Here is a 19464-nt window from a genome sequence, read left to right as displayed (position 1 = left end):
CGATCCCCGCGCTGCTGCTGGCCGCCGGCCGGGGCGAGCGCATGCGCCCGCTCACCGACACCACGCCCAAGCCCCTGCTGCCCGTGCAGGGCCAGCCGCTGCTGCAGTGGCATCTGCAGGCCTTGCAGGCGGCGGGGGTGGAGCGGGTGGTGATCAACACCGCCTGGCTGGGTGAGCAGATCAGCGACTATTTTTCAGGTGTTTTTGGCCTCCAGCCCTTGATGGACAAGCACAAGAAGCTATCAATTTCATACTCCCACGAAGGCCGGGACTTTGGCGGCGCGCTGGAGACTGCCGGGGGGATTGCACGGGCGCTTCCGCAGCTGGGGCCGGTGTTCTGGCTGGCGGCGGGCGACGTGTTCGCCCCGGATTTCGTGTTCGACCATGCCGCGGCGCAGGCCTTTGCCGCCAGCGGCCACTTAGCCCACCTGTGGCTGGTGCCCAACCCTGCCCACAATCCGCGCGGCAACTTTGGCCTGTCGGCCGACGGGCTGGCGCTGAACCTGCCCGCCGGCAGCCCGCTGCCACGCTTTACCTACAGCACCATCGCGCTGCTGCGCGCGGAGCTGTTCTCCGCCCCCTGGTGCGACATTCCGCCCGGCAACCCGGGCGGCGTGAAAGCCCCGCTCGCCCCGCTGCTTCGGCGCGCGATGGACAATGGCCGTGTCAGCGCGCAGCTCTACACCGGCCGATGGACCGACGTCGGCACGCCCGAGCGGCTGGCCGAGCTCAATACCCCCACCCCGTCTTGCGGTACCTCTTCATGAACACCCCAGTGCCCGCCTCCCTCTACGCCCAGCGCCGTGCCCGGCTTGCCGCCCAACTGGGCCCGGGGGGCATCGCCGTCGTTCCCACCGCCGCGGAGCAGCCGCGCAACCGGGACACCGACTTCCTGTTCCGCCACGACAGCTACTTCTACTACCTCACCGGGTTCACGGAGCCCGGCGCCTGCCTGGTGCTGGCGCATGACGGCCGCAGCACGCTGTTTTGCCAGCCCAAGGACCTCGAGCGCGAGATCTGGGACGGCTACCGGCTGGGCCCCGCCGCGGCCCCGGGCGCGCTGGGCGTGGATGCGGCGCACTCCATCGCCGACCTGGACGCCCGGCTGCCCCGCCTGCTGGAGAACACCCGCTGCGTGTGGTACCCGTTTGCCACCCACCCCGGCCTGGCGGCGCGGGTGGAAGGCTGGCTGAACGCCGTGCGGGCGCGCGTGCGCTTTGGCGCCATGTGCCCGGCCGAGCAGAACGACCTGTGCACGCTGCTGGATGAAATGCGGCTGTTCAAGGACGCGCACGAGCAGGACGTCATGCGCCGTGCCGCCGCCATCAGCGCCGAGGCCCATATCCGCGCCATGCAGCGCTGCGCCCGCATGCTGCGCCGTGGCGAGGACGTGCGGGAATACCACCTGGACGCGGAGCTGCTGCACGCCTTCCGTGAGGCAGGGGCGCAGTACCCGGCCTACAGCTCCATCGTTGCCGCGGGCGCCAATGCCTGCGTGCTGCACTACCGCGCCGATGCGGCCCCGGTGCGCCGTGGCGACCTGGTGCTGATTGATGCGGGCTGCGAGCTGGACGGCTATGCCAGCGACATCACCCGCACCTTCCCCGCCAACGGCACCTTCACCGGACCGCAGCGGGCGCTGTACGACCTGGTGCTGGCCAGCCAGGACGCCGCCGTGGCGGCCACCCGGGCGGGGGCGCGCTTCAACGACCCGCACGACGCCACCGTGGCCGTGCTGGCGCAAGGCATGCTGGACCTGGGCCTGCTGGACCGCAACAAGGTGGGCACCGCGCAGGACGTGATCGAGCAGCGCGCCTACTTCCAGTTCTACATGCACCGCACCAGCCACTGGCTGGGCATGGACGTGCACGACTGCGGCAGCTATGTGGAGCCGGGCGAGGTGGGGCAGGTGAGCGAGCGCAAGGACCCGCTGTCCGGCGAGACCATCACCAACCGCCCCAGCCGCGTGCTGCGCCCCGGCATGGTGCTCACCATCGAACCCGGCCTGTACGTGCGCCCGGCCGACGGCGTGCCCGAGCCGTTCCACCACATCGGCATCCGCATCGAGGACGATGCCATCGTGACCGAAACCGGTTGCGAGCTGATCACGCGCGGCGTGCCGGTGAAGGCGGACGAGATCGAAGCGCTCATGCGCGCCTGAAGCGGTTGCGAAGCGCCTGAACGCAGCGCCCGGTCCCTCTTTCATGGTGTGGAACGCTCCCGGTCCCGCTGGCCCGGCTCCAGTGCCCTCCGGGTGGCGCCTGGGGGCCGTGCTGTGGCTGCTGGGCATGCCGGGGGGGGTGGCCGTGGTGTGGGCGCTGCTGCCGCCCCTGCGCGCCCATGCGGAGCTGCTGCCCCTGCCATGGTGGGCGCTGGCGCTGCTCAGCGGTGCGCAGACGGCCGTGTTGCTGGCCCTGTGCGTGGCCGTGGGCACGGTGCTCGCGCCGCGCGTGGGGCTGGGGGCTCCGGCGGTGTCGGCCTGGCTCTGCGGGGCGCCCGTGGGGCCCGCCGTGCGGCGCCTTTGGGGGCCGGGCGTTGCGGGCGGCATCGCGGGGGCTGCCTGGCTCTGGGCGCTGTCCTGGGTGGCGCCGGCCGCCCTGCGCCCGACCGATCCCGCCGCCGCCATGCCCCTGGCTGTCAAGCTGCTGTACGGCGGCATTACCGAGGAGCTGCTGATGCGCTGGGGCGTGATGAGCCTGCTGCTGTGGCTGGGCTGGCGTGTGGCGCAGCGCGGCCGCGGGCGCCCGGGCACGGGGCTGGTGGCCGTGGCCGTGGTGCTCAGCGCCCTGCTGTTTGCGCTGGGCCACCTGCCGGCGGCCCAGGCAATCGCGGGCGTGCTCACGGCGCCGGTCGTTGCCTTCGTGCTGGTGGGCAACACGGCGTTCGGCCTGGTTGCCGGCGCGCTCTACGCCCGCCACGGGCTGGAGGCCGCGATCCTGGCGCACCTGCTCGCCCACCTGCTGTCCCATGCCTTGCTGTGATGCCCTGCGGCGCGCCGGGTAACCGGCATGTAACCGCTTCGTGTGAGAATTGAAATTCGATTACATCCCCCGAACGAGAGAAAGAGACAAGCCCATGCCCACGCGCCGCGCCACGAAGATTGTTGCCACCCTGGGCCCCGCATCGAGCGATCCGGCGCTGCTGGAAGCCATGATCCGCGCGGGGGTCAACGTAGTCCGGCTGAACTTCAGCCACGGCAAGGCGCAGGACCACATCGACCGCGCCGCCACCGTGCGCGAGGCCGCCCAGCGCGCGGGCCGCGAGGTGGCCATCATGGCCGACCTGCAGGGCCCCAAGATCCGCGTGGGCAAGTTCGAGCAGGGCAAGGTGCAGCTGGAGCCCGGCGCGAAATTCGTGCTGGACGCCTCGCGCACCGAGCTGGGCGACCTCCAGGGCGTGGGGCTGGACTACAAGGAGCTGCCGCGCGACGTGAAGGCGGGTGACATCCTGCTGCTCAACGACGGCCTGATCGTGCTCACGGTCGACGCCGTGCGCGGGGAGGCCGTGCACACCACCGTCAAGGTGGGCGGCGAGCTGTCCAACAACAAGGGCATCAACAAGAAGGGCGGCGGGCTTACCGCCCCCGCGCTCACGGCCAAGGACATGGAAGACATCCGCACGGCCATGAGCTTCCAGGCCGACTACGTGGCGGTGAGCTTCCCCAAGAACGCGACCGACATGGAAATGGCGCGCCAGCTGTGCAACGTGGCCGCGTCCGAGCACCGGCACAAGCCCGGCCTGATCGCCAAGATCGAGCGGGCCGAGGCCATTCCGCACCTGGAATCCATCCTGCGCGTCTCCGACGGCATCATGGTGGCGCGCGGCGACCTGGCCGTGGAAGTGGGCAACGCCGCCGTGCCCGCGCTGCAAAAGAAGATGATCCGCATGGCGCGCGACCAGGACAAGGTGGTCATCACCGCCACGCAGATGATGGAAAGCATGATCACCAACCCCGTGCCCACGCGGGCCGAGGTGAGCGACGTGGCCAACGCCGTGCTGGACGGTACCGACGCCGTGATGCTGAGCGCCGAGACCGCCGCCGGCCGCTACCCGCTGGAGACCGTGGAAGAGATGGCCACGATCTGCGCCGCCGCCGAGGCGGCCGAAGACCACCAGCTCGACGCCGATTTCACCGGCCAGACCTTTGGGCGCATCGACCAGTCCATCGCGATGGGCGCGCTGTTCACCGCCCACCACCTGGGAGCCAAGGCCATCGTGGCGATGACCGACAGCGGCGCCACGGCGCTGTGGATGAGCCGCCACCGCATCCACATCCCCATCTATGCCCTGACGCCCAAGGTGGCGACGCAGCGCAAGATGGCGATGTACCGCAACGTGCGCCCCCTGCTGATGGACACCAGCGCCGACCGCGATACGGCCCTCGAGCAGGCCGAGCGCCACCTCAAGAGCCGCAACATCGTGCAGAAGGGCGATGTCTATGCCATCACCTGCGGCGAGCCCATGGGCGCGCCCGGCGGGACGAACATGCTCAAAATTTGCGTGGCCAGCTGACCGACGGGGTTGCCGCCTGTCGCGGCTCAGGGTGCGCGTCGGCTGCATGCGGCGTCCGCAGGGGCGCTGCCCCGGCCCACCGCAAGCCCAGTGCATGGACCACGCCCGCGCTGAGGGCGCCGGTCAGCATGCCGACCAGGACGTCTGACGGAAAGTGGAGGCCCAGGCACAACCGGCTCCACGCCACCGCGAAGGCCACCGCCCATCCCGCCAGCGCGATGAAGCGTGCGGGCCGCGAAGCCTGCAGGCTGGCTGCAAGCGCAAAGGCCCCCGCCGCATGCATGCTGGGAAAACCGGCGCGTGCTCCATGCTCCACCCACTGCACGCCCAGCCCGAGCTGGGCCGGGCGCGGCGCGGGCACCGCGTACCGCAGCAGCTGCACGCCCAGCCAGGCCAGCGCCATGGACGCCAGGATGCGGGCGACTGCGTGGCGCTGGGCGGTATTGCCCACCACCAGGCTGCCGACCAGGACGCCGCCCATCGCGATGGGCAGTTGCTGAGAGGCCCACCGCGCTGCCGTCACCACCCCGGGCCATGTCGCGGCGTCGGCGTTGAGGGCGTGGAACACCGCGACGTCAAGTGGAAGCATGGGGCGCCTCGGCGGAGGGTGCGTTCAGGTTGGCAAAGCGCGGACGCAAGGCCCGGGCTGCCACGTCGCAGAGCCAGCCAGTGGTCCAGCACAGCCAGCCGGTCCACAGCGTGTGGCTCATGAAGTGGGCGCCGCGCACCTGCTGCACGCCACCCAGCACCAGGCCGGCCACCAGAGCGCCCGCCAGCCACCAGCGTGCGGCGCCGGGCGCCTTGCGGCGCAGCGCGAAATAGCCGCCCAGAAAGGCAAAGCCGGCCGATGCGTGGCCGGCAGGAAAACAGCGCCCGCTGCCGCCGTCCAGCACCCCCAGCGCCCAGTGCGAGACATGCCGCGCCACGCCGCCGAACTGCGCCAGATCCCACGGGCAGCTGGTGGCGCTCAGGTTCTTGCCGATGCTGACCACCGCCAGGGACAGCAGGGCGCTCACGGCCATCTGGGCGCGCTCGCCCGCGTCCAGGCGCCGCAAGAAACCTAGGGGCCACCACACGCTGAGCGTGAGGAGCAGCACAAGCAGCCAGCCGAGGCGGCGCGCGCCTTCGTGCATGACCTGCACGAAGAACCATTGGTCCCGCATGGGAAAGCCCTGGGCCGAGCCAAAGGGCTGCGCCCAGGCCAGGTCCTGCCCGCCCGCGTCCCAGGCCAGCACGCAGGCCAGGGCACCCAGCGTCCAGAAAAGAAAGGCATGGCGGCGAAACAGGGATGGCGCGGGCGTGGCTGACATGCCCGGCACCATAGGCCGGGCTACTTAACGCGGTCTTAATGGCGCCGCCGCCCATTCGCCCGGGCGGCTGGCGCTGCGACAATGGCGCCATGCGAATCCTCGTGGTCGAAGACGATGCAGGCATTGCCAGCGGCCTGCGCACCAACCTCCAGCAACGCGGCTATGCCGTGGATGTCTGCGACGGCGTGGCCGGCGCCTGGAGTGCGCTGCGGGCGGAGCGCTTTGACGCGGTGCTGCTTGACCTGGGGCTGGCCGACGGTGACGGCGGCGAGCTGCTGCGGCGGTTGCGCCTGAGCCCTGCGGCCGCAGCGGGCGCTCCCGCGGCCCTGCCGGACCCGGCCACCCCCGTGCTCATCGTGACCGCCCGGGACCAGGTGCACCAGCGCGTGGCGGGGCTGGATCTCGGCGCCGACGACTACCTGACCAAGCCGTTCGACGTGGACGAGCTGGACGCGCGCCTGCGCGCGCTGCTGCGGCGGGCCGCGGGGCGCGCGTCGCCCACCATTCGCCACGGCGACATCGAGCTGGACCCGGCCACCCGGACGGTGCGGCTGAAGGGCAAGCCGGTCGAGATGTCTCCGCGGGAGTTTTCCGTGCTCCTGGTGCTGCTGGAGGCCCGCGGGCGGGTGCTGTCGCGCCAGCAGATCGAAGAGCGGCTGTACAGCTGGGATGCCGCGATCGAGAGCAACGCGGTGGAAGTGCACATCCACCACCTGCGCCGCAAGCTGGGCAGCGGCTGCATCCAGACCATGCGCGGCGTGGGCTATTTTGTGCCGCAGGAGGTGGCTCCGTGAGCCTGGCCCAGGGCGGTCCACCGGCTGCGCGCGGCCCGTCGCTGACCCGGCAGCTGCTGCTGTGGACGCTGGGGGCGCTGGTGCTGGTGTGGGCGAGCTTCGTGGCCATCGGTTACCAGACCGGGGTGCACGAGGCGGATGAGCTGACCGACGGGCACCTGGCCAGCGTCGCGGCGCTGCTGCTGAACCTGCGGGCCACCGAGTCCATGCAGGGGCCGCAGGCCACGCCCCAGGCGCCCACGCCCTGGCTCAAGTCCCATGACTACCAGCAGTCGCTGAGCGTGGTGCAGTGGGACGCCCAGGGAACCGTGCTTTCCCTGCGGGGGGTGGCTGAGCCCCCGCCGTTCACCGAGGCCGAGGGCTTTGCCGACCTGGTGCTGGGGCCCGGGCAGGTCGCGTGGCGCAGTTTTTCCCAGTGGGACGCCGCCCGCCAGCGCAAGATCATGGTGCTGCTGGCATTGCGCGAACGCGATGACCTGGCCGAAGACATTGCCGAGCAGATGATCGAGCCGGGCCTGTGGCTGTTGCCGGTGGTGGCGCTGGCGCTGGGCCTGGCCCTGTGGCGGGGCCTGCGCCCGCTTTACGCCTTGTCGGCCGACGTGGCGGCCCTGGACCCGACCAGCACGCAGCGGCTCGCGTCGCGGCACGCCTGGAACGAGTTCCAGTCCGTCGTTGCGTCCATCAACACGCTGCTGGACCGCCAGCAGGCCGCGCTCGTGCGCGAGCGCCGCCTGGCCAACGAGGTGGCCCATGAGCTGCGCACGCCGCTGTCGTCCATCGCGCTGCAGGCCAGCGCCCTGGCCGGGACGCTGGACGCCGGCGCGCGGGCACAGGCCATCGACCGCATTGGCCAGGACGCGCTGCGGGCTGGGCACGTGCTCCACCAGCTGCTGACCCTGGCGCGCGCGAGCCGGGCCGAGCTCCACGAAGCCAAGGCCCCGGTGGACCTGTGCGCCGTGGCCCGCCAGGTGTGCGCCGACTATGCCCAGACGGCGTGGCAGCGCGGCGACGACATCGCCGTGACGGCACCGCCGGAACTGTGGGTGCCCGGGCACGCGCTGCTGCTGGACATCGCCACGCGCAATCTGGTGGAAAACGCGCTCAAGCACACCCCCGAGGGCACGCACATTGCCGTGCAGGTGGCGCCGTCGGGCGACGGCGGTGCCTGGCTGCAGGTGTCCGACGACGGTGGCGCACGCCAGGGCGCTGGCGGCGCCGGCGCCCGGCCGGCGGCGGACAGCCTGCACCTGGGCCACGAAATCCTGCGCCGGGTGGCCGAGGTCCATGGCGGCGGCTTCGGCCCGGCCCCGGCGCCCGCGCCGTTTACCACCTGCTACCGCTTGGTTTTGCCGGGCGCCCCGGCCGAAGCCCCCGGTTAAAATTGCCGGTTACCAAGCGGTTACCACCGCCGAGCCTGCCTGGCAGCGCCTTCTTCCACACTTCAACGGACCCTACGACCATGCCTCTCGTTTCGATGCGCGAACTGCTCGACCATGCCGCTGCCAACAGCTACGGCATCCCCGCTTTCAACGTCAACAACCTGGAGCAGGTCCAGGCCGTGATGGCTGCCGCCGACGAGGTGGGCGCTCCCGTGATCCTGCAGGCCAGCGCCGGTGCCCGCAAATATGCCGGCGAGCCCTTCATCAAGCACCTGATCCAGGCCGCGGCGGAAGCCTACCCCCACATCCCGCTGGTGATGCACCAGGACCATGGCACCTCGCCCAAGGTATGCCAGGGCGCGATCGAGCTGGGCTTCGGCTCGGTGATGATGGACGGCTCGCTGATGGAAGACGGCAAGACGCCGTCGAGCTTCGACTACAACGTGGACGTGACCCGCAAGGTGGTGGACATGGCCCACAAGGTAGGCGTGACGGTGGAGGGTGAGCTGGGCTGCCTGGGCAACCTGGAGACCGGCGACGCCGGCGAGGAAGACGGCATTGGCGCCGTGGGCAAGCTCGACCACAGCCAGATGCTGACCGACCCCGAGGAGGCCGCCACCTTCGTCAAGGCCACGCAGCTGGACGCCCTGGCGATCGCCATCGGCACCAGCCACGGCGCCTACAAGTTCAGCCGCAAGCCCACGGGCGACATCCTGGCCATCAGCCGCGTGAAGGAAATCCACGCCCGCATCCCCAACACCCACCTGGTGATGCACGGCTCGTCCTCCGTGCCCGCGGAGCTGCTGGCCATCATCAACCAGTACGGCGGCAAGATGAAGGAAACCTACGGCGTGCCCGTCGAGGAAATCCAGGAAGCCATCAAGTACGGCGTGCGCAAGATCAACATCGACACCGACATCCGCCTGGCCATGACCGGCGCGGTGCGCAAGTTCCTGGCCGAGAACCCCGACAAGTTCGACGCCCGCGAATGGCTCAAGCCCGCCCGCGAGGCGGCCAAGGCCGTGTGCAAGCAGCGCTACCTGGAGTTCGGCTGCGAAGGCCAGGGCGCAAGGATCAAGGGCTACAGCCTGCAGGAAGTCGCGCAGCGCTACGCATCGGGCACGCTCGCCCAGGTGGTGAACTGACCCGGCGGCCCGAAAGTCCTGTGCGGGAAGCCCTCCAAGCCCGGCGCGCAAGCGGCCGGGCTTTTTTCATGGGCCGCTGTGCGGCCGGGGCGCTGGGGAGTTCCCTCTACATCAGACAAAGGCGACAGCCATGAGAAATTCTTCATGTAAGCTCGCGGTCAGTAAGTAAGTGATACCACTGACCCCCTTCGAGGAGACGACATGCTGATTGGTGTGCCTGCGGAGTCCATGGCGGGAGAAACCCGGGTCGCGGCGACGCCGGAAACGGTCAAGAAGCTGAAGGCCCAGGGCCATACCTTGCGCATCGAATCAGGGGCGGGCGTGGCCGCCAGCGTGACGGATGCCGCGTACGAGGCGGCCGGCGCGGAAATCACCGATGCCGCCGGGGCCTGGGGGGCGGACCTGGTGCTCAAGGTGCGCGCACCGCAGGACGCCGAGGCTTCGCGCCTGCGCGCCGGCGCCACGCTGGTGGGCATGCTCAACCCCTTTGACGCGGCCGGGCTGCAGCGGCTGGCGGCCGCCGGGGTCACGGCCTACGCGCTCGAAGCCGCGCCCCGCACCACGCGGGCGCAAAGCATGGACGTGCTGTCGTCGCAGGCCAACATCGCCGGCTACAAGGCCGTGATGCTCGCGGCAGACCGGTACCAGCGCTTCTTCCCCATGCTCATGACGGCCGCCGGCACCGTGAAGGCGGCGCGCGTGGTGATCCTGGGCGTGGGCGTCGCGGGGCTGCAGGCCATCGCCACGGCCAAGCGGCTGGGGGCCGTGATCGAAGCCTCCGACGTGCGGCCCAGCGTGAAGGAGCAGGTGGAGTCGCTGGGCGCCAAGTTCATCGACGTGCCCTACGAAACGCAGGAAGAAAAAGAAGCGGCCGAGGGGGTGGGCGGCTATGCGCGGCCCATGCCCCCGAGCTGGCTGGAGCGCCAGAAGGCCGAAGTGGCCAAGCGCGTGGCGCAGGCCGACGTGGTCATCACCACCGCGCTCATTCCCGGGCGGCCCGCGCCGGTGCTGGTCACCGAAGACATGGTACGGTCCATGAAGCCCGGATCGGTGATCGTGGACATTGCGGCGCCGCAGGGCGGCAATTGCCCGCTCACCGAAGCCGGCAAAACCGTGGTCCGGCATGGGGTGACATTGGTCGGCGAAACCAATCTGCCGGCCCTGGTGGCGGCGGACGCCTCCTCGCTCTATGCCCGCAACGTGCTGGACTTTCTCAAACTCATCATCAACAAGGACGGTGCCTTGCACATGGACCTGCAGGACGACATTGTTGCGGCTTGCCTCGTGGCCCATGAAGGCACGGTAAAGCGCGCATGATTTCCATTGGCAAGAACGTGAAGAAGAACAAACCCCAACACCCGGGCGCCGGCCCGCGCCACCCGGCGGCCTGGCTGCTGGCAGCGGCGGTGGCGGCAGCGGGCCTGAGTGCCTGCGCCCCCATTCCCGCGGGGCCGGAGGAGTACGGCGCCGGGCGTGCGCGGCTGGTGCTGCCTTCCACGGACTGGGAAGACCTGGGGAGTTCCAACGAGGCGCTGCCGCTGCAGCCCCTGCCGGGCAGTTTCCCCTTGCAGACGCGGGCCGTGGGGTTGCGGGGTGCCAACAAGGAACTGCTGGCCGTGGTGCTGCTGCAGACCAACCGCACCAACAAATGGCAAGGCCCCACGCTCTGGACGGGGGCGTGCCAGCAGCAGCCCGACCTGCGGGTCGTGGACGCCGCGGAATCCAGCCCCGTGCGCATCGATTGCCTGCAGGTCAAGCGCTGGGCCAACAACAAGGGCTGGATGGAGAAGAACCACCCCGCCGTGGTGCGCTGGCTGGACGAGCACCATGCCACCGTCAACACGGCGTACACCCACCTGAACTACCGCTACGCCACCGAAGGCGGGGCCTACATCAATGTGAACGCCATCGTGGACCAGCGCCTGCTGTGGCCCAAGCCCCGCAACAACGAGGAGTTCCTCCGCGCGGGCCTGCCGGTGCAGGAGTGGAGCCAGAAGGTGGTGCAGGCTGCGCGGACCAGCGTGGGCATGGTGGACGGCTTCTTTGCCCTGCCGCCGTTTCCGTTGCCGCTACCCAAGTGATGGCCCGGGCGTGAGCCGCTGGTCTTCCTGAAACTACCGCTGAACGAAGGACCCCATGGACGCCGTCTCTCCCACCCTCATCAACCTGATCATCTTCGTGCTGGCCATCTATGTGGGTTACCACGTGGTGTGGAATGTCACGCCGGCCCTGCACACGCCGCTCATGGCGGTGACCAATGCCGTGTCGGCCATCGTGATCGTGGGGGCCATGCTGGCGGCGGCCCTGACCGAAACCCCGCTGGGCAAAGGCATGGGGGTGCTGGCCGTGGCGCTGGCGGCGGTGAACGTGTTTGGCGGCTTCCTGGTGACCCGCCGCATGCTCGAGATGTTCAAGAAGAAGGACAAGAAGGCGGCGGCGCCCAAGGCCGGGGGAGAGCAGGCATGAGCATGAACCTCGTCACGCTGCTGTACCTGGTGGCCAGCGTCTGCTTCATCCAGGCGCTCAAGGGCCTGTCGCACCCCACCACGTCCATCCGCGGCAACATGTTCGGCATGGCGGGCATGGCGATTGCCATCCTGACCACGTCGGCGCTCATCGTGGAGCTGTCGGGCGGCAAGGCCCAGGGCATGGTGTACGTGCTGGGCGCGCTGGTGGTGGGCGGGGCGGCCGGCGCCTTCATGGCCAACCGGGTGGAGATGACCAAGATGCCCGAGCTGGTGGCCTTCATGCACAGCATGATCGGTCTGGCCGCCGTGTTCATCGCCATCGCCGCCGTGGCCGAGCCCTGGGCGTTCCAGATCGTGGCCAAGGGCCAGCCCATTCCCGCAGGCAACCGCCTGGAGCTGTTCCTGGGCGCGGCCATCGGCGCCATCACCTTCAGCGGCTCGGTCATTGCCTTCGGCAAGCTCTCGGGCAAGTACAAGTTCCGCCTGTTCCAGGGCGCACCGGTGCAGTTCGCGGGGCAGCATCTGCTCAACCTGGTGCTGGGCCTGGCCACCGTGGGCCTGGGGCTGGTGTTCATGGCCACCGAGAACTGGACGGCGTTCTTCGCCATGCTGGCACTGTCCTTCGTGATGGGCGTGCTCATCATCATTCCCATCGGCGGCGCGGACATGCCGGTGGTGGTGTCGATGCTCAACAGCTACTCGGGCTGGGCCGCCGCGGGCATCGGGTTCTCGCTCAACAACAGCATGCTGATCATCGCCGGCTCGCTGGTGGGCAGCTCGGGCGCGATCCTGAGCTACATCATGTGCAAGGCCATGAACCGCTCGTTCTTCAACGTGATCCTGGGCGGCTTTGGCGGCGAGGCCGCGGCCGCCGGCGGCGGCAGCCAGGTGCAGCGCAGCGTCAAGAGCGGCAGCGCCGACGACGCGGCCTTCGTGCTGGGCAATGCCGAGACCGTGGTCATCGTGCCGGGCTACGGCCTGGCCGTGGCCCGCGCCCAGCACGCGGTGAAGGAGCTGGCGCAAAAGCTGGTGGAAAAGGGCATCACCGTCAAATACGCCATCCACCCCGTGGCGGGCCGCATGCCCGGCCACATGAATGTGCTGCTGGCCGAGGCCGAGGTGCCCTACGACCAGGTCTTCGAGATGGAGGACATCAACGGCGAGTTCGGCCAGGCCGACGTGGCCATCATCCTGGGTGCCAATGACGTGGTGAACCCCGCCGCGCACACCAAGGGCAGCCCCATCTACGGCATGCCCATCCTGGAGGCCTACAAGGCCAAGACCGTGATCGTGAACAAGCGCTCCATGGCGGCCGGCTATGCAGGCCTGGACAACGAGCTGTTCTACATGGACAAGACCATGATGGTCTTTGGCGACGCCAAGAAGGTGGTCGAGGACATTGGCAAGGCCATTGAATGACCGCGTTCCGGGAACGCTCAGGAAAACCACAAAAAAAGATGGCGCTGCGGCCGTGCCGCTGCGGCGCCTAGGGGAAACTACAACCACGGGGCTGCCGGACGGCGGGGACAATGCGGTCCCCACCGCGCCGCAGTCCGTTTCGATTCCGTTCCGTTCCGTCTAGAAGAATTTGGAGAGACACGCACCATGACCGACCGCCCTTGGCTGGCCGCCTATCCGCAAGGCGTTCCCGCGGACATTGATCCGTCGCAGTACCCCTCGCTGGTGGCCTTGATGGACGAGGCCTTCACCCAGTACGCAGACCGTGTGGCCTACAGCTTCATGGGCAAGGACGTGACCTACGCCCAGACCGATGCCCTCAGCCGCGCCTTTGCGGCCTACCTGCAGGGCCTGGGCCTGGTCAAGGGGGACCGCGTGGCCATCATGATGCCCAACGTGCCGCAGTACCCGGTGGCCGTGGCCGCCATCCTGCGGGCGGGCTTCGTGGTGGTCAACGTCAACCCGCTGTACACGCCCCGCGAACTGGAGCACCAGCTCAAGGACTCCGGCGCCAAGGCGATCGTCCTCATCGAGAATTTCGCCACCACGCTGCAAAGCTGCCTGGCCCACACGCCCGTCAAGCACGTGGTGCTCTGTGCCATGGGCGACCAGCTGGGGCTGCTCAAGGGCGCGCTGGTCAACTACGTGGTGCGCAACGTCAAGAAGATGGTGCCGGCCTACGACCTGCCGGGCGCCGTGCGTTTCAACGACGCCGTGGCGCAGGGATCGCGTGGCACGTTCAAGAAGCCGGACATCCGCCCCGACGACATCGCACTGTTGCAATATACGGGCGGCACCACCGGCGTGAGCAAGGGCGCGGTGCTGCTGCACCGGAACATCATCGCCAACGTGCTGCAGTCCGAGGCCTGGAACGACCCGGTGATGAAGAAGGTGCCCGCGGGCGAGCAGCCCACCAGCATCTGCGCGCTGCCGCTGTACCACATCTTCGCCTTCACCGTGAACATGATGCTCAGCATGCGCACGGGCGGCAAGACCATCCTGATCCCCAATCCGCGCGACCTGCCCGCCGTGCTCAAAGAGCTGTCCAAGCACACCTTCCACAGCTTCCCGGCGGTGAATACGTTGTTCAACGGCTTGGCCAACCACCCCGACTTCAACACCGTCAACTGGAAGAACCTGAAGGTCTCGGTGGGGGGCGGCATGGCCGTGCAAGGGGCCGTGGCCAAGCTCTGGCTGGAAAAGACCGGCTGCCCCATCTGCGAAGGCTACGGCCTGTCGGAGACCAGCCCGTCGGCCAGCTGCAACCCGACCACCAGCACCGAGTACACCGGCACCATCGGCGTGCCGCTGCCCAGCACCTACATGAAGCTGCTGGACGACGAGGGCCGTGAAGTGACCACGCTGGGCCAGGCGGGCGAGATCGCCATCAAGGGCCCGCAGGTCATGGCGGGCTACTGGCAGCGCCCGGACGAGACCGCCAAGGTCATGACCGAGGACGGGTTCTTCAAGTCGGGCGACATCGGCGTGATGGACGCGCGCGGCTTCTTCAAGATCGTGGACCGCAAGAAGGACATGGTGCTGGTCAGCGGCTTCAACGTCTACCCCAACGAGGTCGAGGAGGTCGTGGCCAACTGCCCTGGCGTGCTCGAGTGCGCGGTGGTGGGCGTGCCGGACGAGAAGACCGGCGAGGCGGTCAAGCTCGTCATCGTCAAGAAAGACCCGGCGCTGACCGAAGCGCAGGTCAAGGAGTTCTGCCGCCACGAGCTCACCGGCTACAAGCAGCCCAAGGTGATCGAGTTCCGCACGGAATTGCCCAAGACACCTGTGGGCAAAATTCTGCGGCGCGAACTGCGCGACAAGAAGTAACGTGGCCTCAGGCGCGCCACAATTCCCCGGCGGCTTCGGCCGCCTTTTTTGTGACTGGACCGCCCGACGAAAGTAAACGGTCGCTTGTGGCCCGATGACATGATGACTAAGAACGTGTTTACGATCTCCCAGGGGTCGCGCAGCGGTCTTTGCGGGATGGGATGCAAGGCGCGGCGCTTGTGGATAGCCCAGCTATCCACAAGCGCCGCAACGCCGCAGACCGCCCGCAAAGGCCGCTGCCCGAAGGGTTGGAGCGAAATCGGGCGATTGGACGCCCCGGCTGCTTGCATGGGCACGAGCCCATGCGGCGCACCCGAAGCATCCACTCGTCCCGATTGCGCTCCAACGCGATCCCCTGCGAGATCGTAAACACGTTCTAAGAGGACCTTCGCATGAGCACAGCCATCCTGAGTGCGTTGCCCGAAGAACAGAGCTCGCTGGTGCAACACCTCGCACACCCCCAGCGGCTGATGCACGCGGGCCGTGCTTTTTGGCGGGGTGAGCTGCACGGCCACCCGGTGGTGCTGGCGCTGTCGGGCATCGGCAAGGTGGCTGCCGCCACCACGGCCACGGCGCTTGTCGAGCACTTCGGGGTGGCGCGCATCGTCTTCACCGGCGTGGCGGGCGGTGTGGGCGAGGGCGTGAACGTGGGCGACGTGGTGGTGGCGCAGGACTACATCCAGCACGACATGGACGCCTCGCCGCTGTTCCCGCGCTGGGAAGTGCCCGGCTATGCGCGCAGCCGGTTTGCGTGCGATGCGGCGCTGTCTGCTCTGCTTTCAGGAGCTGCTCGCGCTTATCTGGCAAGCGCTGGAGGCCAATTGGGCTTGAAAACGACGGGTGATCAAGTGGTCGCTCTGCCAGCCCCCCGCGTGCACGAGGGGCTGGTGGCCAGCGGCGACCGCTTCGTGTGCGCCGCCAGCGAGGCCCTGCACCTGCACGGCACGCTGCAGGCCGCGGGCCACGCCGTGCTGGCGGTGGAAATGGAAGGCGCCGCCGTGGCCCAGGTGTGCCATGACTACGGCCGGCCCTTTGCCGCCGTGCGGACCATCTCCGACCGCGCCGACGACACCGCGCACGTGGACTTCCCCGCCTTCGTGCGCACCGTGGCCACGCGCTACGCTGAGCACATCCTGCTGGGGTTCATGCAAAAGCTATCAAATTAATAGCTGCCTGCGCTTGCTGGATAAGCGCTAGGGGCCAAAAAGGCTTCAAATCCCTCCGCGCCGCGAAACCGGCACGCCCCAAACACCAGCGCCACCGCGGAGCCGGCTTTGCCGGTCCGCCGGAGGCGTCCCCCTGGGGGGAAGGCGCGCAGCGCCTCAGGGGGGAGCCTATTTCAACCAGCCGCGCTTGCGGAAGTACCACATCGGTCCCAGCGCGCTGGCCACCATCAGAGCGAGCGCATACGGATACCCCAGCGACCAGTCCAGCTCGGGCATGAACTTGAAGTTCATCCCGTACACGCTGGCAATCAGCGTGGGGGGCAGCAGCGCCACGCTGGCCACCGAGAAGATCTTGATGATCTTGTTCTGGTTGATGTTGATGAAACCGACCGTGGCGTCCATCAGGAAGTTGATCTTGTCGAACAGGAAGGCCGTGTGGTTGTCCAGCGACTCGATGTCGCGCAGGATCTGGCGGGCTTCCTCGAACTGCTCGGAGTTGAGCATCTTGCTGCGCATCATGAAGCTCACGGCGCGGCGCGTGTCCATCACGTTGCGGCGGATGCGGCCGTTCAAGTCTTCCTGGCGGGCGATGGCCGCCAGCACCTCGCCGGCGCGGGCGTCGGTCACGTCGGCGGCCAGCACCTGCTTGCTCACCGCCTCCAGTTCGTCGTAGATGCCTTCCAGCGTGTCGGCCGAATACTCGGCGTCGGCGTCGAACAGCTTGAGCAGCACCTCCTTGGCGTCCTCGATCAGCCCCGGCGCGCGGCGTGCGCGCATGCGCAGCAGGCGGAAGACGGGCACGTCCTCGTCGTGGATGGAGAACAGCACGCCCCGGCTCTTGAGGTTGGTGTTGTGCTGGTTCAGGATGAAGGCCACGCGCACGGAGCGGGGGTCTTCGTCGTCATCGATCAAAAAGTCGCTGCGGATGTGCAGCTCGCCGTTGTCTTCCTCGTAGAAGCGGGCGGATTCCTCGATGTCCTCGTCCATCGCATCCTCGGGGATGGACAGGCCGTAGTGCTGCTTGATCCAGCGCTTTTCCTCGAGGGTGGGGGACTCCAGGTCCACCCAGATGGGCTGGAATTTCGTCAGCTCTTCCAGCGACTCGATTTCTTCCTGGAACAGCCGGCCATTGGCGAGCGTGAAGATGTTGAGCATGGGCTCACTCCCTTGTTGTGTGGCATCTGCGGTGGGGGTATGGGGGTGCTTTCAACCCCGCACGGCAGGCAGGCCGGGGAGCTGAAAGCTACCAACTCGGGTAGGTTTCCAAGGAACTGTCTCCGTTAAAAAAATCAACAGGCGGCGGATTATGGCACCGCCGCGCCGGCCCGCACGGTGGCCAGGGCCTGGCACAGGTCTGCCCAGGCGGCCGCCTTGGTGTCTTGCGAGCGCATGAGAAACGCCGGGTCATAGGTCACCACCGCCGGGCAGCCCGCCAGCTGGTGCGGGCTGGCCCGAAGGCGCCCCAGGGGCTCGCTGCGGCCCAGCACGGCCCGGGCCGCCACGTGGCCCAGCACCAGCACCATCGCGGGGCGCAGCGACGCCACGGCATCGGCCAGCGCGGCCGCGGGCGGCTCGGCGGCGCCGGCATCGGTGCCGACGGCCGCGCGCTCCAGGGCCGCGAAGAAGACGCGGGGGTGGCGGTGCAGCTGCATCGCGCGCAGCATGTTGTCCAGCAGGCGCCCCACGTCGCCTCCCAGCGGCTCGGCGGGGGCGGGGGATTCGGCCACGATCAGCCAGCCGCTGCCCAGCTCGGGCGGCACCGCCTGCGGATCTGCCGCGGGGTAGAGCGCCTGGGGGGCGTGCAGCCGCAGCGCGGGGGCCGCACCCGGGGCTGCGGCGGGATGGGCGGAAGCCGCAGCGCGCGGTACATCCTCCGGCGTGGTGGCGGACGGGGTTGCGTGGGGTGGGGCGGGGCGCGCCGCAGGCGCTGCAATGGGTGCAGGCGCTGCTACCGCAGCTACCGCCGCAGCCGCGTTCTGCGGCAAGCGGGCCTCTGGCGCCGGCTCCACGGCCGCGGAGGCCCACACGGTGATCCCCATTTCTTGCAGCATTGCGCGCTGGCGCGGATCGAGGTGCAGGCTCATACGGACTCGGACAAAAGGGACATCGCCATGGGCGCCATCATGATCGCACGGCTCACAGGGCGCGGCTCATGACCACCGCATCCTCGCGCTGGCCGTGCGCGGCGGGATAGTAGCGCTTGCGTTCACCCACGCGCCGGAAGCCGTGGGCCTCGTACACCTGCTGCGCGCGCAGGTTGCTCATGCGCACCTCCAGCCACAGCCACTGGGCCCCGCGCCCGCGCGACCACAGCGCCAAGGCGTCCAGCAGCACCCGCGCCCAGCCCTGGCGCTGGAATTCGGGGGTGACGGTGATGTTGAGCAGGTGCACCTCGTCCACGCCCATCATGGCCACGAAGTAGCCCAGCAGGTGCTCCCCGGCCACCAGCACCTGGGCCTGGTAGCCCGAGGCCAGCGCATCCGTGAAGTTGCCGCGCGTCCAGGGGTGGGAGTAGGCGCGCTGCTCCACGGCCAGCACGGCATCGAGCTGCGCGAGCGTCAGGGCTTCGAAACGCGCCTCGGGCGCATCGGCCGGCGGGGTCGCGGCCGCGGGTGGGGAGGGCAGGGCGCTCATGGGTAGGGGTCGCCAGAAGGAAGGTGAAGGGGCAGCGCCCTCAGGGCGCACTGGCCGCCGTGCCGGTGGCGCTTTGCGCGGCGCGCAGGGCCGCCCGCTCCGCGGTGGTCTGCGCAACTTTATCGCGGATGTAGCGGGGCAGCGCCTCGCTGGCGGCCACGGCTGCGCCGTCCGCGAGCAGCGTGGGGGCCAGGCGCAGCAGTGCGCGGGCCGTGGGCAGCGCAGCCACATGGGGGGCCGCGGGTGCCAGCCGCTCGCCGTACGCGGGCCGCGCATTGCCCGCGACCGTCCAGCCGGCGGGCGGCTGCAGGGCCTCGGGCGCGGCCAGGCCGAAGTCCGCGTCGGTGCGCCAGCGGCCCGGCGCGGCGTCCCATTCGCAGCGTGCGTGGTACACCTCGTCCATGCGCGCGTCCAGCACCGCCACCACGCGGGTGCAGCCGTGGGCGTGGCGGACTTCCTCGGCGACGGCCAGCAGGGTGTCCACCGGCAGCACGGGCACGCCCTGCCCGCCGCGCGCTCCGTAGGCCAGCCCCTGGGCCACCGCGCAGGCCGTGCGCAGGCCGGTGAAGGAGCCTGGCCCCCGCCCGAACACGATGGCATCCAGCGTGTCGAACGACAGGCCGGCCTGCGCCATCAGGCTGCGCACGGCCGGGATCAGCGCGGCCGATGCCTGCGCTCCCCCGGGGCCCGTATGGTCCCAGACGTCCGGGCCGCGCTGCACGGCGATGGACAGGGTGTCGGTGCTGGTGTCGAAGGCAAGCAGGTTCATGG

19 protein-coding genes are annotated in these 19464 nt (G+C 69.2%); 13 read left to right on the top strand and 6 right to left on the bottom strand.

Annotation, left to right across the window (positions count from 1 at the left end):
- Positions 1-41: 41 nt before the first annotated feature.
- The 4 genes from ACOYR3_RS21705 to pyk all read left to right on the top strand — a co-directional run bounded on the left by ACOYR3_RS21705 (position 42) and on the right by pyk (position 4512).
- A complete protein-coding gene (locus ACOYR3_RS21705; protein WP_422846636.1) occupies positions 42-767 on the top strand; it encodes a nucleotidyltransferase family protein in 726 nt (241 codons plus the stop codon).
- Positions 764-2161, top strand: a complete 1398-nt coding sequence (locus ACOYR3_RS21700) for an aminopeptidase P N-terminal domain-containing protein (protein ID WP_422844372.1) — start codon at positions 764-766, stop codon at positions 2159-2161. The genes ACOYR3_RS21705 and ACOYR3_RS21700 overlap by 4 nt, the downstream gene beginning before the upstream one ends.
- 43 nt (positions 2162-2204) lie before the next feature.
- Complete coding sequence (locus ACOYR3_RS21695) at positions 2205-2981, top strand: type II CAAX prenyl endopeptidase Rce1 family protein (protein WP_422844371.1); 777 nt, start codon at positions 2205-2207, stop codon at positions 2979-2981.
- 94 nt (positions 2982-3075) lie between these two features.
- Positions 3076-4512, top strand: a complete 1437-nt coding sequence (gene pyk, locus ACOYR3_RS21690; protein WP_422844370.1) for a pyruvate kinase — start codon at positions 3076-3078, stop codon at positions 4510-4512.
- Here pyk and ACOYR3_RS21685 read toward each other — a convergent pair.
- Positions 4490-5101, bottom strand: a complete 612-nt coding sequence (locus ACOYR3_RS21685) for a phosphatase PAP2 family protein (RefSeq protein ID WP_422844369.1) — start codon at positions 5099-5101, stop codon at positions 4490-4492. The genes pyk and ACOYR3_RS21685 overlap by 23 nt on opposite strands.
- Positions 5088-5822, bottom strand: coding sequence for a phosphatase PAP2 family protein (locus ACOYR3_RS21680; protein WP_422844368.1), 735 nt, complete (start codon positions 5820-5822; stop codon positions 5088-5090). The genes ACOYR3_RS21685 and ACOYR3_RS21680 overlap by 14 nt, the downstream gene beginning before the upstream one ends.
- Before the next feature lie 89 nt (positions 5823-5911).
- Between ACOYR3_RS21680 and ACOYR3_RS21675 the strand changes: the two genes are divergently transcribed.
- From ACOYR3_RS21675 to ACOYR3_RS21635, 9 genes are all read left to right on the top strand, one after another.
- Positions 5912-6616, top strand: a complete 705-nt coding sequence (locus tag ACOYR3_RS21675; RefSeq protein WP_422844367.1) for a response regulator — start codon at positions 5912-5914, stop codon at positions 6614-6616.
- 2 nt (positions 6617-6618) lie between these two features.
- Positions 6619-7995 carry a histidine kinase dimerization/phospho-acceptor domain-containing protein gene (locus ACOYR3_RS21670; protein WP_422846635.1) on the top strand — a complete coding sequence of 459 codons (1377 nt, stop codon included), beginning with the start codon at positions 6619-6621 and terminating at the stop codon, positions 7993-7995.
- A gap of 80 nt (positions 7996-8075) precedes the next feature.
- Positions 8076-9140, top strand: coding sequence for a class II fructose-bisphosphate aldolase (fba, locus tag ACOYR3_RS21665; RefSeq protein ID WP_422844366.1), 1065 nt, complete (start codon positions 8076-8078; stop codon positions 9138-9140).
- A 201-nt stretch (positions 9141-9341) separates the two neighbouring features.
- Positions 9342-10457, top strand: coding sequence for a Re/Si-specific NAD(P)(+) transhydrogenase subunit alpha (locus ACOYR3_RS21660; RefSeq protein WP_422844365.1), 1116 nt, complete (start codon positions 9342-9344; stop codon positions 10455-10457).
- Positions 10454-11221, top strand: coding sequence for a hypothetical protein (locus tag ACOYR3_RS21655; protein WP_422844364.1), 768 nt, complete (start codon positions 10454-10456; stop codon positions 11219-11221). The genes ACOYR3_RS21660 and ACOYR3_RS21655 overlap by 4 nt, the downstream gene beginning before the upstream one ends.
- 55 nt (positions 11222-11276) lie before the next feature.
- On the top strand, positions 11277-11606 hold the full coding sequence (locus tag ACOYR3_RS21650; protein WP_422844363.1) for an NAD(P) transhydrogenase subunit alpha: 330 nt from the start codon (positions 11277-11279) through the stop codon (positions 11604-11606).
- On the top strand, positions 11603-13027 hold the full coding sequence (locus ACOYR3_RS21645) for an NAD(P)(+) transhydrogenase (Re/Si-specific) subunit beta (RefSeq protein ID WP_422844362.1): 1425 nt from the start codon (positions 11603-11605) through the stop codon (positions 13025-13027). The genes ACOYR3_RS21650 and ACOYR3_RS21645 overlap by 4 nt, the downstream gene beginning before the upstream one ends.
- 186 nt (positions 13028-13213) lie before the next feature.
- Entirely contained in the window at positions 13214-14893 is a 1680-nt protein-coding gene (locus ACOYR3_RS21640) for a long-chain-fatty-acid--CoA ligase (protein ID WP_422844361.1), read from the top strand.
- A gap of 392 nt (positions 14894-15285) precedes the next feature.
- A complete protein-coding gene (locus tag ACOYR3_RS21635) occupies positions 15286-16059 on the top strand; it encodes a 5'-methylthioadenosine/adenosylhomocysteine nucleosidase (protein ID WP_422844360.1) in 774 nt (257 codons plus the stop codon).
- Positions 16060-16227: 168 nt separating this feature from the next.
- On the opposite strand, the gene corA is transcribed toward ACOYR3_RS21635, so the two are convergent.
- The 4 genes from corA to tsaB all read right to left on the bottom strand — a co-directional run bounded on the left by corA (position 16228) and on the right by tsaB (position 19462).
- The gene (gene corA / locus ACOYR3_RS21630; protein WP_422844359.1) at positions 16228-17214 is read right to left on the bottom strand and encodes a magnesium/cobalt transporter CorA; all 987 of its coding nucleotides are present in this window, start codon (positions 17212-17214) and stop codon (positions 16228-16230) included.
- 149 nt (positions 17215-17363) lie between these two features.
- The gene (locus ACOYR3_RS21625; protein ID WP_422844358.1) at positions 17364-18143 is read right to left on the bottom strand and encodes a uracil-DNA glycosylase family protein; all 780 of its coding nucleotides are present in this window, start codon (positions 18141-18143) and stop codon (positions 17364-17366) included.
- Positions 18144-18195: 52 nt separating this feature from the next.
- A complete protein-coding gene (gene rimI / locus ACOYR3_RS21620; protein WP_422844357.1) occupies positions 18196-18693 on the bottom strand; it encodes a ribosomal protein S18-alanine N-acetyltransferase in 498 nt (165 codons plus the stop codon).
- A gap of 40 nt (positions 18694-18733) precedes the next feature.
- The gene (gene tsaB, locus ACOYR3_RS21615) at positions 18734-19462 is read right to left on the bottom strand and encodes a tRNA (adenosine(37)-N6)-threonylcarbamoyltransferase complex dimerization subunit type 1 TsaB (protein WP_422844356.1); all 729 of its coding nucleotides are present in this window, start codon (positions 19460-19462) and stop codon (positions 18734-18736) included.
- Positions 19463-19464: the final 2 nt, after the last annotated feature.

The organism is Acidovorax sp. M2(2025), assembly GCF_049330835.1.
Taxonomy (GTDB): domain Bacteria; phylum Pseudomonadota; class Gammaproteobacteria; order Burkholderiales; family Burkholderiaceae_C; genus Acidovorax.
Note: the sequence above shows the minus strand (reverse complement) of the source record. Positions and strands in the feature narration are given on the sequence as shown.